The 16996-nt window shown below is 74.2% G+C and carries 13 protein-coding genes; 7 read left to right on the top strand and 6 right to left on the bottom strand.

Features of this window, described 5'->3' with window-relative positions:
* Window positions 1-81 precede the first annotated feature (81 nt).
* Genes ACIQBJ_RS13415 through zwf form a run of 3 tightly spaced genes read left to right on the top strand, consistent with a single transcriptional unit; the run spans window position 82 to window position 3925 of the window.
* On the top strand, window positions 82-993 hold the full coding sequence (locus ACIQBJ_RS13415) for an aldose 1-epimerase family protein (RefSeq protein WP_400708307.1): 912 nt from the start codon (window positions 82-84) through the stop codon (window positions 991-993).
* Window positions 994-1020: 27 nt separating this feature from the next.
* Complete coding sequence (locus tag ACIQBJ_RS13410) at window positions 1021-2460, top strand: sugar porter family MFS transporter (RefSeq protein ID WP_400708305.1); 1440 nt, start codon at window positions 1021-1023, stop codon at window positions 2458-2460.
* A 46-nt stretch (window positions 2461-2506) separates the two neighbouring features.
* On the top strand, window positions 2507-3925 hold the full coding sequence (zwf, locus tag ACIQBJ_RS13405) for a glucose-6-phosphate dehydrogenase (RefSeq protein WP_400708303.1): 1419 nt from the start codon (window positions 2507-2509) through the stop codon (window positions 3923-3925).
* 49 nt (window positions 3926-3974) lie between these two features.
* On the opposite strand, the gene ACIQBJ_RS13400 is transcribed toward zwf, so the two are convergent.
* Window positions 3975-5030 (bottom strand): PP2C family protein-serine/threonine phosphatase, encoded by a 1056-nt coding sequence (locus ACIQBJ_RS13400; RefSeq protein WP_400708301.1) that lies wholly within the window; start codon window positions 5028-5030, stop codon window positions 3975-3977.
* A gap of 407 nt (window positions 5031-5437) precedes the next feature.
* Between ACIQBJ_RS13400 and cobF the strand changes: the two genes are divergently transcribed.
* A complete protein-coding gene (gene cobF, locus ACIQBJ_RS13395) occupies window positions 5438-6199 on the top strand; it encodes a precorrin-6A synthase (deacetylating) (RefSeq protein ID WP_400708299.1) in 762 nt (253 codons plus the stop codon).
* A gap of 21 nt (window positions 6200-6220) precedes the next feature.
* Here cobF and ACIQBJ_RS13390 read toward each other — a convergent pair whose 3' ends face one another.
* The 4 genes from ACIQBJ_RS13390 to ACIQBJ_RS13375 all read right to left on the bottom strand — a co-directional run bounded on the left by ACIQBJ_RS13390 (window position 6221) and on the right by ACIQBJ_RS13375 (window position 9403).
* The gene (locus tag ACIQBJ_RS13390; RefSeq protein WP_400708297.1) at window positions 6221-6826 is read right to left on the bottom strand and encodes a histidine phosphatase family protein; all 606 of its coding nucleotides are present in this window, start codon (window positions 6824-6826) and stop codon (window positions 6221-6223) included.
* Between the two features lie 452 nt (window positions 6827-7278).
* The gene (locus tag ACIQBJ_RS13385) at window positions 7279-8199 is read right to left on the bottom strand and encodes an NADP-dependent oxidoreductase (protein ID WP_400708295.1); all 921 of its coding nucleotides are present in this window, start codon (window positions 8197-8199) and stop codon (window positions 7279-7281) included.
* Window positions 8200-8404: 205 nt separating this feature from the next.
* Entirely contained in the window at window positions 8405-9160 is a 756-nt protein-coding gene (locus ACIQBJ_RS13380; RefSeq protein WP_400708293.1) for a CbtA family protein, read from the bottom strand.
* Window positions 9161-9184: 24 nt separating this feature from the next.
* Window positions 9185-9403: a CbtB-domain containing protein gene (locus ACIQBJ_RS13375; protein ID WP_400708291.1), complete on the bottom strand. Its 219-nt coding sequence runs from the start codon at window positions 9401-9403 to the stop codon at window positions 9185-9187.
* Window positions 9404-9681: 278 nt separating this feature from the next.
* Between ACIQBJ_RS13375 and ACIQBJ_RS13370 the strand changes: the two genes are divergently transcribed.
* From ACIQBJ_RS13370 to ACIQBJ_RS13360, 3 genes are all read left to right on the top strand, one after another.
* Complete coding sequence (locus ACIQBJ_RS13370; RefSeq protein WP_400708289.1) at window positions 9682-10272, top strand: histidine phosphatase family protein; 591 nt, start codon at window positions 9682-9684, stop codon at window positions 10270-10272.
* A gap of 130 nt (window positions 10273-10402) precedes the next feature.
* Window positions 10403-11671, top strand: coding sequence for a response regulator (locus ACIQBJ_RS13365; protein ID WP_400708287.1), 1269 nt, complete (start codon window positions 10403-10405; stop codon window positions 11669-11671).
* Window positions 11672-11717: 46 nt separating this feature from the next.
* A complete protein-coding gene (locus tag ACIQBJ_RS13360) occupies window positions 11718-14651 on the top strand; it encodes an ABC transporter substrate-binding protein (RefSeq protein ID WP_400708285.1) in 2934 nt (977 codons plus the stop codon).
* A gap of 98 nt (window positions 14652-14749) precedes the next feature.
* Here ACIQBJ_RS13360 and ACIQBJ_RS13355 read toward each other — a convergent pair whose 3' ends face one another.
* A complete protein-coding gene (locus ACIQBJ_RS13355) occupies window positions 14750-16933 on the bottom strand; it encodes a carbohydrate-binding module family 20 domain-containing protein (RefSeq protein WP_400708283.1) in 2184 nt (727 codons plus the stop codon).
* Between the last annotated feature and the right edge of the window lie 63 nt (window positions 16934-16996).

Below are 16996 nucleotides of genomic sequence, written 5' to 3'. Positions count from 1 at the left end.
CGGCCCAAGGGGTTCACCCGCCCCGGGGAGCGCGCCGACCGGCAGGCCGGGTCGCGGCAGGCAGCGGCTATCCATCCCGGTATGAGCACAGAGACCAGCGGGGCGCAGTACCGCCTCGCGGCCGGCGACTTCCACGCCACCGTCACCGAATCGGGCGCGGGGCTGCGCGAGCTCCTGCACCGGGGGGAGCCGCTGCTGCTCTCCTACGGCCCCGACGAGCCCGCACCGGCGGCGTTCGGCCAGCTGCTGATCCCCTGGCCCAACCGGGTCCGGGACGGCCGCTACACCTTCGACGGGCGGACGTACCAGCTCGACCTGTCCGAACCCGAACTGGGCAACGCGATCCACGGGCTGACCAGGTGGGCGCCCTGGCAGGCCGCCGGGCAGGGGTCCGACCGGGTCATCCTCACCCACCGGCTGACCGGCTCCGCCGGCTACCCGTTCCGCCTCGACCTGACCGCCGCCTACACCCTGGACGCCGACACCGGCCTCACCGTCCGCCTCACCGCCCGCAACACCGGCACCCGCACCGCCCCCTACGCGCACGGCATGCACCCGTACCTGACCGTCGGCGAACCCGTCGACGACTGCGAACTGCAGCTGCCCGGGCACCGGTTCCAGCCCGTGGACGAGCGGATGCTCCCGGAGGGGCCGCCACTGCCGGTGGCCGGGACGCCCTACGACTTCACCGCGCCCCGGAGGATCGGCGACCTGCCGATCGACCGGGCCTTCACCGACCTGGTCCGCGACGGCGACGGCCGGGCCTGGGTCCGGCTGGCCGGCTCCCGGCGCGCGGTGCGCTTCTGGTCCGACCGCGCCCAGCCCTGGCTGGAGGTGTACACCGCCGACAACGTGCCCGACGACCGGTGGCGCCGCGGCCTGGGCGTGGAGCCGATGACCGGCCCGCCGAACGCGCTGGCCAGCGGCACCGACCTGATCCGGCTCGCGCCCGGCGAGTCGTGCACCGGCTCCTGGGGAGTCCTGCCCGGCTGACCGGCCGGGTCCGCAGAAAGGACAGACATGGTTCAGGGCTTCTCCCGGGAACCCGGCACGCACGGCCCGCTCACCGCGGTCCCGCCGGCCGGCCTCCGGAAGATCCAGTGGTGGGCCGCCGCGATCGCGGTCGGCGGCTTCCTGTTCGGCTTCGACACCGGCGTGGTGTCCGGGGCCCTGCTGTACATCCGCGACGACTTCCACCTGAACTCCTTCGAACAGGGCAGCGTGGTCAGCGTCCTGCTGGTCGGCTCGGTGATCGGCGCGCTGGTCGCGGGCCGGCTCGCCGACCGCTGGGGCCGGCGCCGACTGCTCGGCGCGGTCGGCGCGGTCTTCCTGGTGGGCACCGCGATCGCGGTGTTCTCCACCGGCTACCCGATGCTGCTGGCGGCCCGGATCGTGCTGGGCCTCGCGGTGGGCACCGCCTCCGCGCTGGTTCCGGTCTACCTGTCGGAGATCTCGCCGACCTCGATCCGCGGCCGGCTGCTGACCCTCAACCAGCTGATGATCACCATCGGCATCCTGGCCGCGTACCTGGTGAACCTGGCCTTCGCCAGCGGCGGCCGGTGGCGGGAGATGTTCGCCTGCGGCGCGGTGCCCGCGCTGGTCCTGGTGGCCGCCGCGCTGTGGTTCCTGCCCGAGTCCCCGCAGTGGCAGATCGCCCGCGGGCAGGACGAGCGGGCCCGGGCCGCGATCGCCCGGGTGACCGGCCCCGACACCGCCGACCAGGTGGTCGAACTGGCCCGGCAGCGGATCGCCGAGGACCGCGCCAAGCAGGCGGCGGGCGACGGCGGCCGGGGGCTGCGGGCCCCGGACGTGCGCCCCGCGCTGGTCGTCGGCCTGACCCTGGCCGCCGTCCAGCAGTTCGGCGGCATCAACACGATCATCTACTACGCGCCGACCATCATCGAGCAGACCGGCCTGAACGCCTCCAACTCGATCTTCTACTCGGTGGCGATCGGCGTGATCAACCTGCTGATGACCCTGGTGGCGATCCGGCTGGTCGACCGGGTCGGCCGCCGCCCGCTGGTGCTGGTCTCGCTGGCCGCGATGGCGGTGTCGGTGTTCCTGCTCGGCCTGGCCTTCGTCGCGCACCTCGCGTCGGGGCCGACCCTGCTGTTCATGGTGGTCTACATCGCCGCGTTCGCCGGCGGCCTGGGCCCGGTGTTCTGGACCCTGATCGGCGAGATCTTCCCGCCCGCCGTGCGCGCGGCCGGCTCCAGCGCCTCCACCGCCGTCAACTGGGTGTCCAACTTCGTCGTCAGCCTGGCCTTCCTGCCGGTGGCCAACGCCCTCGGCCAGGGCGAGACCTTCTGGATCTTCGCCGGGATCTGCGCGGCGGCGTTCGTGTTCGTCCGGCGCTACCTGCCCGAGACCCGGGGCCGCGACAGCGAGCAGATCCAGGACGACCTGGCCCGCCGCTTCGGCCACGACACCGAAGCACCCGTCCCGGCGGAACGGCACTGACCCCCTCCCCCGCGCCCACCGGCCCGACCAGAACGGACCCGCCCCCGTGACCACCGCCTCGCTGCCCCCGTCCGCGCTCGAACCCGCCGACGTCCTCGTGCTCCACGGCATCACCGGCGACCTCGCCCGCAAGATGCTGCTGCCCGCGCTCTACCAACTCAGCACCGCCGGGCGGCTGACCTGCCCGGTGATCGGCGTCGCCGCCGGCGACTGGGACGACGAACGGCTGCGCCGGCACGCCCGCACCGCCGTCGAGGCCACCGGCACCACCGTCGACGAGCAGGTGTTCGACCGCTTCGCCGCCGGACTGTCCATCGTCACCGGCGACTTCACCGAGGACGCCACCTTCGAACGACTCAAGGGGGCCCTGGCCGGGCGCGGCTTCGCCGCCCACTACCTGGCGATCCCGCCGGGCCTGTTCACCACCGTCGCCGCCGCCCTGGCCCGGGCCGGCCTGAACCGGGACGCCCGCCTCGTCGTCGAGAAGCCCTTCGGCCACGACTCCGCCTCCGCCCGCGAGCTCCAGCAGGAACTGGGCCGGTACTTCGACGACGACCACCTGCTGCGGGTCGACCACTTCCTCGGCAACGCCGCCGTGGAGTCGCTCATGGTCGCCCGCTTCGCCAACACCCTGCTCGCCCCGATCTGGCACCGCAGCTACGTCGACAACGTGCAGATCAGCCTGGCCGAGGACTTCGACGTCGCCGACCGCGGCTCGTTCTACGACGCCGTCGGCTGCCTGCGCGACGTCGTCCAGAACCACCTGCTCCAGGTCCTCGCACTGCTCGCGATGGACCCGCCCAGCGCCGACAACCACGCCGCCCAGGGCCTGGAGAAGTGGCGGGTCCTGCACGCCGTCCGCCCGATGGACCCCGCCACGACCGTCCGCGGCCAGTACGAGGGCTACCTCGACGTGCCCGGGGTGAAGCCGGACTCCACCACCGAGACCTACTTCGCCACCACCCTGCACGTCGACAACTGGCGCTGGGCCGGCGTCCCCTTCCACCTGCGCAGCGGCAAGTCGCTGGCGGTCTCCGCGGCCGAGGTGGTGGTCGAGCTGCGCCGCCCGCCGCTGGAGCTCTTCCGCGGCGCGGACGGCCAGGCGCCGCCCAACCTGGTCCGGTTCCGGATCGACGGCGACACCGGCATCCGCGCCGACCTGCTGGTCGCCAAGGGCTCGGGCGGCCACCGCCCGGTCCAGGTGCCGATCGGCGTCGAGTACGCCTCCGTCTTCGGCCGGCTCGAACAGCCCTACGAGACGATCCTCGGCGGCGCGGTCAGCGGCGACCCCGAGCCGTTCGCCTTCTACCCCGCCGTCCTGGAGTGCTGGCGGATCGTCGACCCCGTCCTCGAACCGGCCGACCCGCCCCTGCGCTACCGCCCCGGCAGCTGGGGCCCGGAGCCCGCCGCGCACCTCCCCGGCCCCGCGGGCTGGCACCCGCTCGGCCCCACCCTGTTCGACTGACCGGGACGGCGGCCCGCCGGGGCCCGGCCGTTCGTTCGGGCCCGGCCGGTCAGGGGCGGTGCCCGGCGGGCTCCCAGGCCAGCACCAGCAGCGCCGAGTCGTCGTCGCGGACCCCGCCCGCGAAACGGTCCGCGTCCTGCCGGAGCCAGTCCACGACGGCCTGCGGCCCGGCCGGGACGGGACGGGCGGCCAGCCGGGGCAGCAGCGGGTAGAAGGCGCCGGACGCGTCGCGGGCCTCGCTGAGCCCGTCGGTGTACAGCAGCAGCACGTCGCCGGGGCGCAGCCGGACGGCGGGGCCGGGCTCCGGTTCGGCGGCGCCCAGGACGCCCAGGCCGAGCGGCAGGCCGGGGGCGGCGGGCAGTTCGGTGACGGCGGCGCCGCGCAGCAGCAGCGGCGGCGGATGGCCGCAGGACAGGGCGCGGGTCGAGCCGTCCGGCGCGATGTCGACCAGGGCGGCGGTGGCGAAGCCCTCCGGGTCGGTGAGGAAGCGGCGCAGGCTGGTGTCGAGCCGCCCGGCGAGGGCGTCCTGGCCCGGTTCGTCGTGGGCGGCCTCGTAGAACGCGCCGAGCACGGCGGCGGCGGTGGTCACCGCGTCCAGGCCCTTGCCCCGGACGTCGCCGATCAACACCCGCAGGCCGAAGGCGGTGTCGGCGACGGCGTAGAAGTCCCCGCCGATCCCGGCGTGCTCGGCGGCGGCCCGGTAGCCGGCGGCGATCGCGACCGGCCCCACCGCGGCGGGCACCGGACGCAGCACCGCCCGCTGGGCGCTCTCCGCGACGGAGGTGATGCTGACCAGCAGCGCGGCGGCCCGTTCCCGGCGGCGCACCACGAAGCAGCCCAGCGCGGCGATCCCGAGCACGGCCGCCGTGGTGCCGACGGCGGTGGCGGTCCGGCCGGGCTCGCCGAGGGCGAACGCCCACCGGGTGGCGACCGCGACGGCGGCGGCCGCCAGGATCGTGGCCGGTCCGGAGCCGAGCGCGACCACGGCCGGGACGGCGACCAGCACCGAGGGAATGTGCCAGTTGTCGGTGGTGACCTGCAGAACGACCACCAGCGCGTACAGCACGGCCGCGGCGGCCAGCGACGCCGCACGCGTGGCCGGCACCGGATCGGGCCCGGCCCCCGTCGGACGGCTGCTGATGAGAGTGGCTCCTGTCCCGGCGCTGCACGACCGGCCGCCGGAGCCCCGCCCCGCGCACCGGCCGACCCCCAGTCCACCACACGACCCCCCGGAAGCCCGGCCACGACACGACCCGCCCCCGACGGACCACCGCCCCGCCCCGGCCCGCTCGCCCGTTCCGTCCGCTGCCGGCCCGCCCCTTCAACTCCTTCTTTCCCACCTGCTTCCCCTGTCCCCTCCCCTGCCCCCTCCCCTGCCCGCTTCTCCTGCCCCCTCCCCTGCCCGCTTCCCCTGCCCGCTTCCCCTGCCCCCCTCCCTCCGCCGCTGCCTCGACTCTCCTTCCGACCCCTCCCCGTACCCGGCCGCCGGGCCGAGCGGGCAGAATCACCCGCATGCGTACCCTTCTCGTCATCGGCATCGGCGCGGGCGACCCCGACCACCTCACCCTGGAGGCGGTCAAGGCGATCGGCCGGACCGACGCGTTCCTGCTCCTCGACAAGCCCGAGGAGCGGCAGGACCTGATCCGCCTGCGGCGGGACATGATCGCCGAGCACGGTCGGCCCGGGCACCGGGTGGTCGAACTGGTCGACCCGGCCCGCGACCGCTCCACGCCCGCGTACCGGGAGGCCGTCGAGGAGTGGCGCGACCGGCGCGCCGACCTGGTGGAGCGGGCCGTGGCCGAGGAACTGGCGGACGGTCAGACCGGCGCGCTGCTGGTCTGGGGCGACCCGGCGCTGTACGACAGCGTGACGGCGGTGCTGGACCGCGTCCTGGACCGCGGCCGGACGGAGTTCGCGTACACGGTGGTCCCCGGCATCAGCAGCGTCTCGGTGCTGGCCGCCCGGCACCGCACCACGCTGACCCGCACCGCCCGCCCGGTGCGGATCACCACCGGGCGGCGGCTGGCCGCCGACGGCTTCGGGCCGGGCGCGGAGGACGCCGTGGTGATGCTGGACGGCCAGGACGCCTACGCGCGGATCGACCCGGCGGGCGTGCACATCCACTACGGGGCCTACCTGGGCACCGAGGACGAGATCCTGGTCTCCGGCCCGCTGGCCGAACAGGCCGACCGCATCAGGGAGTTGCGGGCCGAGGCGCGCGAGCGCAAGGGCTGGATCATGGACAGCTACCTGCTGCGCCGCACCGAGGACTGAGTCCGGGCCTCCGGGGCGGTGTCAGATCCGCAGGCCCGTCCGGGCCGGGTCCGACGACAGGTGCCCCTGGTCGTTGTGGACCAGGACCGCGGGCGGGCGGCCGGGGGCGTAGCGGATCACGGTCAGGCCGGTGTGGGCCTGGTTGATGCCGAGCCAGCGCCAGGCGGGGGCGTCCAGGGCGTGCCGGACCAGCCAGCCGACCAGGAAGTTGTGGGTGACCAGCAGTTCGTGGCGCTCCTGGTCCCCGGCGACCGGTCCGGTGAAGCGGCGCTCCGCCTCCCGGGCCAGTTCCCGGCCGGTCGCGGCGTCCCGCGGGGTGGCCCAGGAGAGGAAGTCGAGCAGGAAGTCCGCGCTGTCGGGCGGGAGTTCGGCGCGTTCCGGCAGGTGCGGAACGTAGTCCCCGGCGCACTCGGCGACCGTCGGCGCGACCCCGGCCAACTGCGCGGCGGCCAGCCGGGCGGTCTGCGCCGCCCGGGGCAGCGGCCCGTGGTGGACGGCCTCGATCGGCCGCCCCGCCAACCGGCGTCCGAGCGCCTCGGCCTGCCGGCGGCCGTTCTCCGACAGCCCGCTCTCGTCGGGCAGTGCCTCTCCGTGCCGCACCAGGTACAGACAACGGGCCGCCGCCATCCGTTCCACCCCCTCCGTCCGTCCTCCCGTACGCCACGGGGACGCCCCGGCCCGGCCGTCCGGTTCCCGGGCGCGGCCCCGCTGCGAACACGCCAAGGGCGCCGGGAGGCGGCAGCCCGAGAACGCGCCGCCCGGCTTCGAGCTGGTCCTGAAGAGCCCCCGCTACGCGCGGGCGCGACAGAACCTGTGCACGCCGGACGGCGAGAAGCGCGTCGACCGGCTCGTCCCCGTCGACGCGGCCGGCATCCACGCTTGGACCGACCCGACCGAGATCGGCGCGAACTGCCGTCCAGCCACGGGGTGACCCGCCGAGCACCTGCCCGGCGCCCCACCCGCGTGCCGTCACGGGCCCGCACCGCTCCTTGGCACCGCAGCGCGCCCAACAGCCGGACCGGGCAGTGGAGCTGCCGAGGCGTCACGGCGCCTCGGCCCACGAAGGTCCCCTCCGGCCGTCACGGCACGACGACCAGCTTGCCCCGGGTGTGGCCGGTGCGGCTGGCGTCGAAGGCGTCGCCCACCTGCTCCAACGGGAAGGTGCGGGCGACCTCCACGGTCAGTACCTCCCGGTCGGCAGCCGCCGCCAGTTCGGCCAGTTCGGCACCGTCCGGACGGACCCAGATCCAGTGGCCGCCGTGCTGCTCCACCGTCGGGTCGGCGACCGAGACGTGCCGGCCGCCGTCGGCGAGCACGGCCAGCGTCGCCTCCAGTTGACCGCCGACGAAGTCCGCCACCGCCGACACACCGTCGGGCGCCAGCGCCCGCACCCGCTCGACCAGGCCCTCGCCGTAGCTCACCGGCTCGCCCCCCAGCCCCTTGACGAACGCGTGGTTGCGCTCGGAGGCCGTACCGATGACCCGGGCCCCGCGGGCCCGCCCGAGCTGCACCGCCAGGCTCCCCACGCCGCCGGCCGCGCCGTGCACCAGCAGCACGTCACCGGGCCCGACCTCCATCCGCTTCAGGCTCCGCAGCGCGGTCATCCCGGCCAGCGGCAGCCCGGCCGCCTGCGCCCAGTCGAGCGCGGCGGGCTTGCGCGCGACCGCCGGCGCCGCGACCGCGACGTACTCCGCGAAGGTGCCGGCCTGCACCACGTCCTTGCGGGCGTAGGCCATCACCTCGTCCCCGGGCCCGAACTCGGGCGTGTCGGGGCCGGTCCGGACGACCACCCCCGCCACGTCCCAGCCGGGAATGACGGGGAAGACCGCGTCCATCATGCCGTCCAGGCCACCCGCCATCACCTTCCAGTCGACGGGGTTGACCGCCGCCGCCCGAACCTCGATCAGCACCTGCCCGGGGCCCACCTTGGGCTCCGCCACCTCCCCGCAGCTCAACCGCGAGTTGTCCGGAGCGTACGAGTCGTAGGTCACCGCGCGCATGAACCGACCTCCAGGGGTGCCGTTGCCACCGTCCGACGCACCGTCATCCGAGGTGCGGACGCCACGGCCCACGCTATCCAGAGCGGGACGCCCAGCCTCCGCGACAGGCCGTCGGAACCGCGATCGAACAGACCGGTGACGTCGATCGCCCGAGCGCCCCGGCCGCCCGGTGGATCGGGCGCGGGCCCGATCCACCGGGCGGGTCCTAGTCGGCGACGGGTGCCGCCACGGCCGGTTCGGCGGTCCGGGCGGTCTCGGGCAGGAGCAGGCGCTCCGCGAGGTGGCCGAAGATCAGGCCGAAGGAGAGCCACAGGGTGAGCTGGATGGCGAGGGCCGCGGTGCGGAACTGCCAGAGCAGGGTGGCGGAGAAGTCCTCGGGGACTTCGTTGATCGCGGGCAGCAGGAGGTACCCGAGGCCGATCAGCACGGCGTAGCCGAGGCCGGCGGCGAGGGTGGCGTTCCAGTTGCCCAGGCGCGGGGCGAGCTGTCGGCCGGCGACGACGGCGGCGACGGCGAGCAGCACGCTGAGCAGCATCATGAGGAAGTAGAGCGTGGTGCGGTGGCCGATGGTGTCGGGGTCGCCGACGGACGGCGGGTTGGCGGGGTACTTGAGGAAGGGGACGAGGTAGACGGCGACCAGGGCCGCGCCGGAGAGCAGCAGGGCGGTGGCGCGGGGGCCGATGCGGCCGGTGCGGCCGAGGGCGAAGCAGTAGGCGAGGGCGGCGATGCCGCCGAGTGCGAGGCCGTAGAGCAGGATGCCGGTGGCCAGGCCGGCGGTGGACTGCAGGGCGCGGCTGACGAGTTCCTCGCCGTGCTCGTGGCTGTGCGAGTCCTCGAAGGCGATGGCGGCGTCGACGCGCGGCTCGCCGAGCAGGTAGGCGACGATCAGGGCGAGGACGCCGGCGCCGAGGCCGGCGAGCATGCCGCGGACCAGCAGGTCGCGGACGGTGTGGTTCTTCATCTCAGGTGCTCGCTGTCCCCGTCGTCAGTGGCAGGGGAAGCCGAGCAGGTGCCGGCCGTCGTGCACCCATTCGTGCACGCTCTCGCCGGAGATCAGCGAGGTGGCGCCCTGTTCGGCGCCGACGAAGTAGAGCACGGTGAGCAGCAGGACGCCGAAGAACAGCGCCCACGGGGCGACGGCCCGGACGGAGAGGGGGGTGATGGCCGGCGTGGTGACGGCGGCGGGCGCGACGGTGTGAGCCATGGCGGGGTGACCTCCTTGCGGGAACTCGCGTCCCGGTCGTGTGGAGCAGGGGCGACGGAGGCGGGTCTGACTTCCCCCCGGCCGAGCCCGGCCGGGGCGTTCACAGTGGCGCGACCGTACCGGGTTTGCACCGGACTTCCACGCACCGTCGCTGATATGGGGTTGTACCGCCGAGAAGGTACCGTTCCGGGCGGGCCCCGCCAAGGGGTGCGGCAGGCCGCGTCGACGATTCGACGGCGAACGACCTCTGGGAGGGGTGCAGCGTGACGGTCCGGGTGATGTTGGTCGCACCGGCGCTCGGCGCGGAGGGCCGGGAGGCCCGGTTCGGGGACGACCGGCCGCTGACGGACGCCGAACTGGCCCCCGTCCGGGCGCTGGCGGCCCCGGCGGCGCGCCTGGCGTTCAGCGGCCCGGCGGCACGCTGCCGGCAGACCGCGGCGGCGCTGGGACTGGCCCCGGCCGTCGAGCCCGCGCTCGCGGACCTGGACGCGGGGGCCTGGCGGGGCCGCCCGCTGGCCGAACTCGTCACCACCGCACCGGAGTCGGTCGCGTCCTGGCTGTCGGACCCGGCGTTCGCCCCGCCCGGCGGGGAGTCGGTCGCGGCCCTGTGCGCCCGGGTCGGCGGCTGGCTGGCGGGACTGCCGGACGGGGGCGGCCGGGTGCTGGCGGTGGTCGACCCGGCCGTGGTCCGGGCGGCGCTGGTGCACGCGCTGGCGCTGCCCCCGGCCGCGTTCTGGCGCCTGGACGTCGCCCCGTTGACGGCGACGGAGCTGAGCGGCCGCTCCGGACGCTGGAACCTGCGCTGCGGCGCCCCGCTGCCCCTCGCCCGACCGGTGGCAACTGGCGTCACTTCCAGCACAATTGACTGATCGTCAACTTCCGTCCCGTTGCCGTATTGTCGCCGGTCTCGCCCCGGAGGCGTTGCGGCCCGCGCAACGCGCCGGGGGTGGGGCAGGCTGCTGCCCTCGGAACGGTCGGGTGGAACGGGTGGAGGTACCGGTGACGGCATTCGCCGCGCAGGACGCACAGCACGCACAGCACGGACAGGACGCACAGCACGGGCAGGACGGACAGGACACGCAGGACACACCGGGCGGGCGGGACGGGCAGAACGGGCGGGACGGCGGCGGGCTCCAGCCGTTGGACGCCGAACTCAACCGGGAGTGCCGGGAGTTCGCCGAGTCGCTGCGCCGGCTCTTCCTCGGCCTCGGGGTGTCGGTGCGCCGGTACGCCAGCCGCAGCTACCTCAACCCGGGGACGCTCTCCCGCTACCTGGCGGGCAGCCGGATCGCGCCCTGGGAGTTCGTCGAGGAACTGCTGCGCAACCTCGCCGACGACCACAACGTCCGGCTCGACGAGGCGGCCCGCGCGCACCTCCAGCAGCAGCACCGGGCCGCGCTGCGCACCAGCGCCTCGATCGGCCGGGCCGTCCAGCAGCTGGAGGGCCAACTGCACGCCGCCGACCGGGAGGCCCGGCAGGCCGGGGCGCGCGAGGAGCAGCTCGACCACGCGCTGGACGACACCCGGCAGTCGATCGCCGACCTGGAGGCCCGGCTGGGCCGCCTGGAGGCCGACCGGGCCGCCGAAGCTCCCGCCGTCACCGACCCCGGCACCGGCCCGGACACCGGCACCGGCACCGGCCCCGACACCGGCCCCGACACCGGCCCCGACACCGCGCTGCTCGCCGAACGCGACGCACTGGCCCTCGAAGTGACGCGTCTCGCCGAGGAGTTGAACCGGGTCCGGGAGCACGCCGCGCTCGCCGAGACGCGCTGCGCGGTGCTGGAGCGCCAACTCGCCCTGATCGAGCAGCAGCAGGGCGCGGACACCGCCGCCCCGCCCGCCCCGCGGGCCCGCCACCCCGAGCCGGGGGCGCCGCCGAAGGTGCTGCTGGTGGACGACCGGCCGGAGAACCTGCTGGTGCTGGAGGCCGTCCTCGGGCCGCACGGGCACGAGCTGGTCTCCGCCGCCTCCGGCCCGGACGCGCTGCGCGCCCTGCTCGACCCCGACGACTACGCCGTCATCCTGCTGGACGTGCAGATGCCGGGCATGGACGGCTACGAGACCGCCGCGCACATCAAGCGGCGGGCCCGGACCAGGGACATCCCGATCATCTTCGTCACCGCGATCGGCGGCGACCCCGACCACTCGATGCGCGGGTACGCCGCCGGGGCCGTCGACTTCATCCCCAAGCCGGTCGACCCCTGGGCGCTGCGCGCCAAGGTCGCGGTCTTCGTCGAGCTGCACCGGGAACGTCGGTCACGATGAGATCATGACGGCCCGTCAGGAAGCCGGCCCCGATATCCTGTGCGCCGTGACAGTCGAGGACGGCAGGCTCATCGGGGGACGGTACCGGCTGATCGAGCCGGTCGGGCGGGGCGGGATGGGCCGCGTGTGGCGGGGGCGGGACGAGACCCTGCACCGCGAGGTGGCCGTGAAGGAGATCCTGTTCCCGGCCGGGCTGGACGAGCAGCAGCGGGAGCTGCTGCTCCAGCGGGTGCTGCGGGAGGCCCGGGTCGCGGCCGGGCTCAACCATCCGGGGATCATCACGGTGTTCGACGTGGTCGAGCACGAGGGCGCCCCGGTGATCGTGATGGAGTTCGTGGTCGGCGCCTCGCTGGCGGTGACCGTCCGCGAGCAGGGGCCGCTGCCCGCCGAGCGGGTCGCCGCGATCGGCCTGGCCGTGCTGGACGCGCTGGCGGCCGCGCACGCGGCGGGCGTGGTGCACCGGGACCTGAAGCCCGACAACATCCTGCTCAGCGGCAACCGGGTGGTGCTGACCGACTTCGGCATCGCCAGCGTCGCCGACGCCACCGTGGCGCTGACCGGCACCGGCACCCTGCTCGGCACGCCCGCCTACATGGCCCCGGAGCAGCTCGACGGCAAGCCCGCCACGCCCGCCGGGGACCTGTGGTCGCTCGGCGCGACCCTGTACACCGCCGTCGAGGGCGAGGCCCCGTTCGCGGCCGGCACGCTGACCGCCCTGTACGTGGCGATCCTGACCCAGCCGCCGCGCGCCGCACGGCACGCGGGCGCGCTCGGCCCGACCCTGCTCGGCCTGCTGGTCAAGGACCCGGGGCTGCGGCTGACGGCCGACCAGGCCATCCGGACGCTGACGGCCGCCCTGGCGCCCCCGGTGCCCGCGCCGGCCCCGCCGCCCGTCCCGGAGCCGCACCACCCGACCGTCCGCGACGCCGCGCCCGCCCCGGCCCCGGGCCCCGTCGTCCGCCACACCCCGTGGTCCCCGCCCGCCGGAACGCCCGGACCGCTCCCGACGCCCAACCCGGCGCCGACTCCCGTTCCCGCGCCCAATCCCACGCCCGCGCCCGGACCCGCCGTCCCCGCCCCCGTGCCCGCTCCCCGGGACGCGAATCCGTTCGCGCCGCGCGACCTCCCGCCCGCGCCCAGCCGTCCGCCGCGCCCCGCCCCGGCCGGGACGGCGAAGCGGCGGCGCCCGCTGCTGTTCGGCGCGCTCGGCGTGCTGGCCGTGGTGGTGCCGACCTCGATCGTGATCGCCAACCTGCCGGACCGCACCGACCCGGGCGGCGGTGGCGGTAGCGGCGGCGCCTCCCCCTCCACCCCGAAGACGGCCGTCACCCGGGCGTACAACGCCGCGATCGGCCAGGTGCTGGCCCCGTCCGACCAGCAGGGCGGCACGCTCAACCTCGGCAGCGTGCTGGACCCGGACTCGCTCGACCCGGCGAACAGCTACTACGGATCGAGCTGGAACTTCCAACGCCTGTACGCCCGCACGCTGTTCACGTACGCGGGGAAGCCGGGGCAGGCCGGGGCCGAGGTGGTGCCGGACCTGGCCGCCGGGCCGCCGGAGATCTCGGCGGACGGCCTGACGTACACCGTGCGGCTGCGGCAGGGGCTGAAGTTCGAGGACGGCACGGCGATCACCTCGAAGGACGTCAAGTACGCGATCGAGCGGCCCTTCGACTCCGAGACCTTCGGCGGCGGCCCGACCTCGCTGGTGGACGCGCTCGACCAGGGCCAGAACTACCGCGGCCCGTACAGCGATTCCGCCCCGGACAAGCTGGGCCTGAACTCGGTGCGGACCCCGGACGACCTGACCCTGGTGTTCACGCTGACCGCCCCGAACGCCGACTTCCGCTACCTGCTGACCCTGGGCAGCACCTCGCCCGTCCCGCAGAAGGCCGACACCAGGGCCGCGTACGCGAAGAAGCCGGTGGCCTCGGGGCCGTACCGGTTCCGCACCGTCCAGCCGGGCACCCTCTACGAGTTGGAGCGCAACCCGGCCTGGGACCGGGCCACCGACCCGCTGCGCAAGGCGCTGCCGGACCGGATCAAGCTGACCGTGGTCACCACCGGCGACGCGGTGGACAGCGCACTGCTCTACGGCCAGATGGACCTGGACCTGGGGCAGGCCGGGCTGCAGCCCGCCACCCGGACCAAGGTGCTGGCCGACAACTCCCTGAAGGCCAACACCGACACCCCGTTCTCGGGCGCGCTGCGCTACGTCGCGCTGGTCCCGGCGGTCGCGCCGTTCGACAACCAGCACTGCCGCAACGCCGTGCTGTACGCGGCCGACACCGGGGCGATGCGGACGGCCCGCGGCGGGCCGGAGACCGGCGACTCGATCGGCTCGATGCTGCCGCCGACCGCCACCGGCTGGGACGACTACGACCCGTTCGGGCTCCGGTCCGGCAAGCCGGACCAGGCGAAGGCGAAGGCCGAACTCGCGGCCTGCGGCAAGCCGGACGGGTTCTCGGCCACGATGGCCGTGCGCGCCGACAACAGCAAGGACATGGCGGCCGCGGCGGCCCTGAAGGACTCGCTGGGGACGGTCGGGATCTCGGTCACGGTCGACACCTTCGAGACCTCCAAGTACTCCTCCACCGTGGGCACGCCCGAGCAGGTCAAGGCGAAGAACTACGGGATGATCATCAACGGTTGGCTCCCCGACTTCCCGTCCGGCGGGTCCTTCCTCCAGGAACTCGCCGACGGCCACCGGATCAGGGCCACCGGCAACTACAACCTGCCCGGGATCAACGACCCGGAGATCAACGGCTGGTTCGACCAGGCCGCCCGGCAGACCGAACCGGCCAAGGCCGTCGAGCTGTACCGGAAGATCAACCACAAGGTCACCGACGGCGCCTACTACCTGCCGTTCTCGGCCTCCCGCAGCCTGAACTGGCGCAGCCCCCGGCTGACCAACGTCTACGTCACCGACGCCTACGGCGGCGTGGACCTCCAGGCACTGGGCCTCGTCGACGGCAAGTGACCTCCCGTGCAGGGGAGTCGGCGGAGAACGGCGGAGCCGCCGCCCGGTGACCGGGCGGCGGCTCCTTCCCTGCTCCGCTGTTCTCCCTGCTCCCGGGGCTACTTCCAGGTGTCGTCGAGCGTCAGGCCGGCGGACGTCCCGGTGTTGGCGGCGCGGTTCGCCCCGCTCTCCCAAGTGACGTTCCCGGCCGCGTCCTTGACGATGTACTTGTACTCGAACGCGGTGTTCGCGGGGAGGTTCAGCGCCAGCTTCCAGACCGGGTAGGACGCGCTGGACAGCGGCAGCGCCGAGCCGGTGCTCCAGCTGCCGAGCTGGGCGATCGAGCCGACCAGGTACACGTTCTGGCCGTAGACGGTGGTCTTCGTCTCGGCGAAGCTCACCGTCACCTGCCCACTGACGCCGCCCCAACTGTCGTTCAGCGTACCGCCGTTGGCACCGGTGTTGGCGGTGTGGTTGGCTCCGCTCTCCCAAGTGACGTTCCCGGCGGCGTCCTTGACGATGTACTTGTACTCGAAGGCGGTGTTGGCGGGCAGTCGGACGCTGCCGCTCCACACCGGGTAGCCGGCCGGGGAGAGCGGGACGGCCGCGGCCGGGGCCCAGTTGCCGAGCTGGGGGACCGAGCCGACCAGGTAGACGTTCTGCCCGGTCACGGTGGTCTTCGTCTCGTTGAACACCTCGGTCACGGTGCCGCTGGACGGCGACGGGGACGGGGGCGGGGACTGCGACGGCGAGGCCGACGGGCTCGGCGAGGCGGAGCCGCTCGGGGACGGGCTGGGGCTGGCGGTACCGGTGGTCGCGGCGTACAGCGCGACGGCGTCACCGGGATTGACGGTGACCGTGGCCAGGCCGGAGCCGTCGACCGCGACGGTCGGGCCGGTGCAGGCGGAGCCGCTCACGTCGCCGTGGATGACGTCGCAGTAGGTGCCGGCGGCCAGGCCGGTGGTGAACGTCCGGGTGACGGCGGAGCCGCTGTTGTTGACGGCGACCCAGCCCTTGCCGCCGCGGCTGAACGCGATCGCGTTGCCTCCGTTGTCCCACCAGTTGGCGACGGCCTCGCCGCGGGTGGCGTTGTGCCAGCCGACCATGTTGGCGATGCCCTGGTCGCGGTCGGTGCAGGTCCAGGTGTTGTTGGCGCAGTTGGTGTCGGTGACGAAGCCGCTGCCGTCGGCGGGCGGCGAGTCGTCCTTGTTGTTGAATCGGAAGCCGGAGTAGACCTGCGGGGTGCCGTAGCCCCAGGCGAGTTCGAAGATGTGCGCCAGCTTGTACTTGGAGCCGTCGTTGTACGTCAGGGTGGTCCTGTCGCGCTCCAGGTCGTGGTTGGTGACCATGACGTTGGACTTGTCGCTCGGTTCGAGGCCCCAACTCTGGCCGAAGGTCTTGAGGTTGGCGATGTTGCCGTTGAACTGCTGGGAGAGCTTCGAGGCGTAGGTGAACTCCAGCACGCTGCCGTTGCCCTCGAACGCGGCGGGCGCCAACTGGCCGCTGCTGCCCGGGAAGACCTCCTGGTAGACGTACGGGCGGCCGCCCCACCGGGTGTCGTCCAGCCGGGAGACGATGTTGCCCATGTCGGCCTGCGCGATGTGCTTGGCCGCGTCCACCCGGAAGCCGTCGACGCCCGCGCCGATCAGCGTGTTCAGGTACCCGGCGATCCTGCCGCGGACGTAGTCGCTCTCGGTGTTGAGGTCCGAGAGCTGGAGCAGCTGGCACTCCTGCACCTGGGTGACGTTGTTCCAGTCGTTGATGCCCAGGTCGGCGTTGGGGCACGGCGGGGAGCCGTGGAAGTCCGACTTGGCGTAGGGCACCGCCGCGTAGCTGTACGCGGCCGGGCTGAAGGACGAGCCGCCGTACCCGGTGGTGCTGGTCTGGTTGCTGCCGGCCATGTGGTTGATCACCGCGTCGGCGTACACCTTCACGCCCGCGTTGTGACAGGCCGTCACCATCGCCCGGAACTGGGCGTCCGTGCCCATCCGGCTGTTCAGGGTGTACGAGACCGGCTGGTAGACCTCCCACCAGGGGTGGCCGGGCAGCGAGATCGACTCCTGCGGCGGGGCGACCTGCACCGCCCCGTAGCCCTTCGGTCCGAGCACGTTCGTGCACTCGGCGGCGACCGAGTTCCAGTTCCACTGGAACAGGTTCGCGATCACGTCGCCGCCGTTGGGGGCCGCGGCGGCCTGTGCGGTGCCCTGTACTCCCAGCGGCAGCAGCACGCCGAGCACGAGCGCGCCGGCCGCCGCGACGGCGGCGGGCGCGACTCTCCGGCCTCTTCTCCGGACAGTGGTCATCGTCGGATCTCCCAAGGTGGTGGGGGACTTGAGGGGGGACTTGCGGAACGGGAAGACCATCCA

Origin of the sequence: Kitasatospora sp. NPDC088391 (assembly GCF_044753345.1) — a bacterium.
Taxonomy (GTDB): Bacteria; Actinomycetota; Actinomycetes; order Streptomycetales; family Streptomycetaceae; genus Kitasatospora.
This window is presented reverse-complemented; position numbering and strand designations above follow the sequence as displayed.

Coding starts and splice junctions, on each gene's coding strand:
- ACIQBJ_RS13370 (WP_400708289.1), top strand. CDS start 9,682: ATGTTGGTCGCACCGGCGCTCGGCGCGGAGGGCCGGGAGGCCCGGTTC.
- cobF (WP_400708299.1), top strand. CDS start 5,438: ATGCGTACCCTTCTCGTCATCGGCATCGGCGCGGGCGACCCCGACCAC.
- ACIQBJ_RS13410 (WP_400708305.1), top strand. CDS start 1,021: ATGGTTCAGGGCTTCTCCCGGGAACCCGGCACGCACGGCCCGCTCACC.
- ACIQBJ_RS13355 (WP_400708283.1), bottom strand. CDS start 16,933: ATGACCACTGTCCGGAGAAGAGGCCGGAGAGTCGCGCCCGCCGCCGTC.
- ACIQBJ_RS13415 (WP_400708307.1), top strand. CDS start 82: ATGAGCACAGAGACCAGCGGGGCGCAGTACCGCCTCGCGGCCGGCGAC.
- ACIQBJ_RS13380 (WP_400708293.1), bottom strand. CDS start 9,160: ATGAAGAACCACACCGTCCGCGACCTGCTGGTCCGCGGCATGCTCGCC.
- ACIQBJ_RS13390 (WP_400708297.1), bottom strand. CDS start 6,826: ATGGCGGCGGCCCGTTGTCTGTACCTGGTGCGGCACGGAGAGGCACTG.
- ACIQBJ_RS13385 (WP_400708295.1), bottom strand. CDS start 8,199: ATGCGCGCGGTGACCTACGACTCGTACGCTCCGGACAACTCGCGGTTG.
- ACIQBJ_RS13375 (WP_400708291.1), bottom strand. CDS start 9,403: ATGGCTCACACCGTCGCGCCCGCCGCCGTCACCACGCCGGCCATCACC.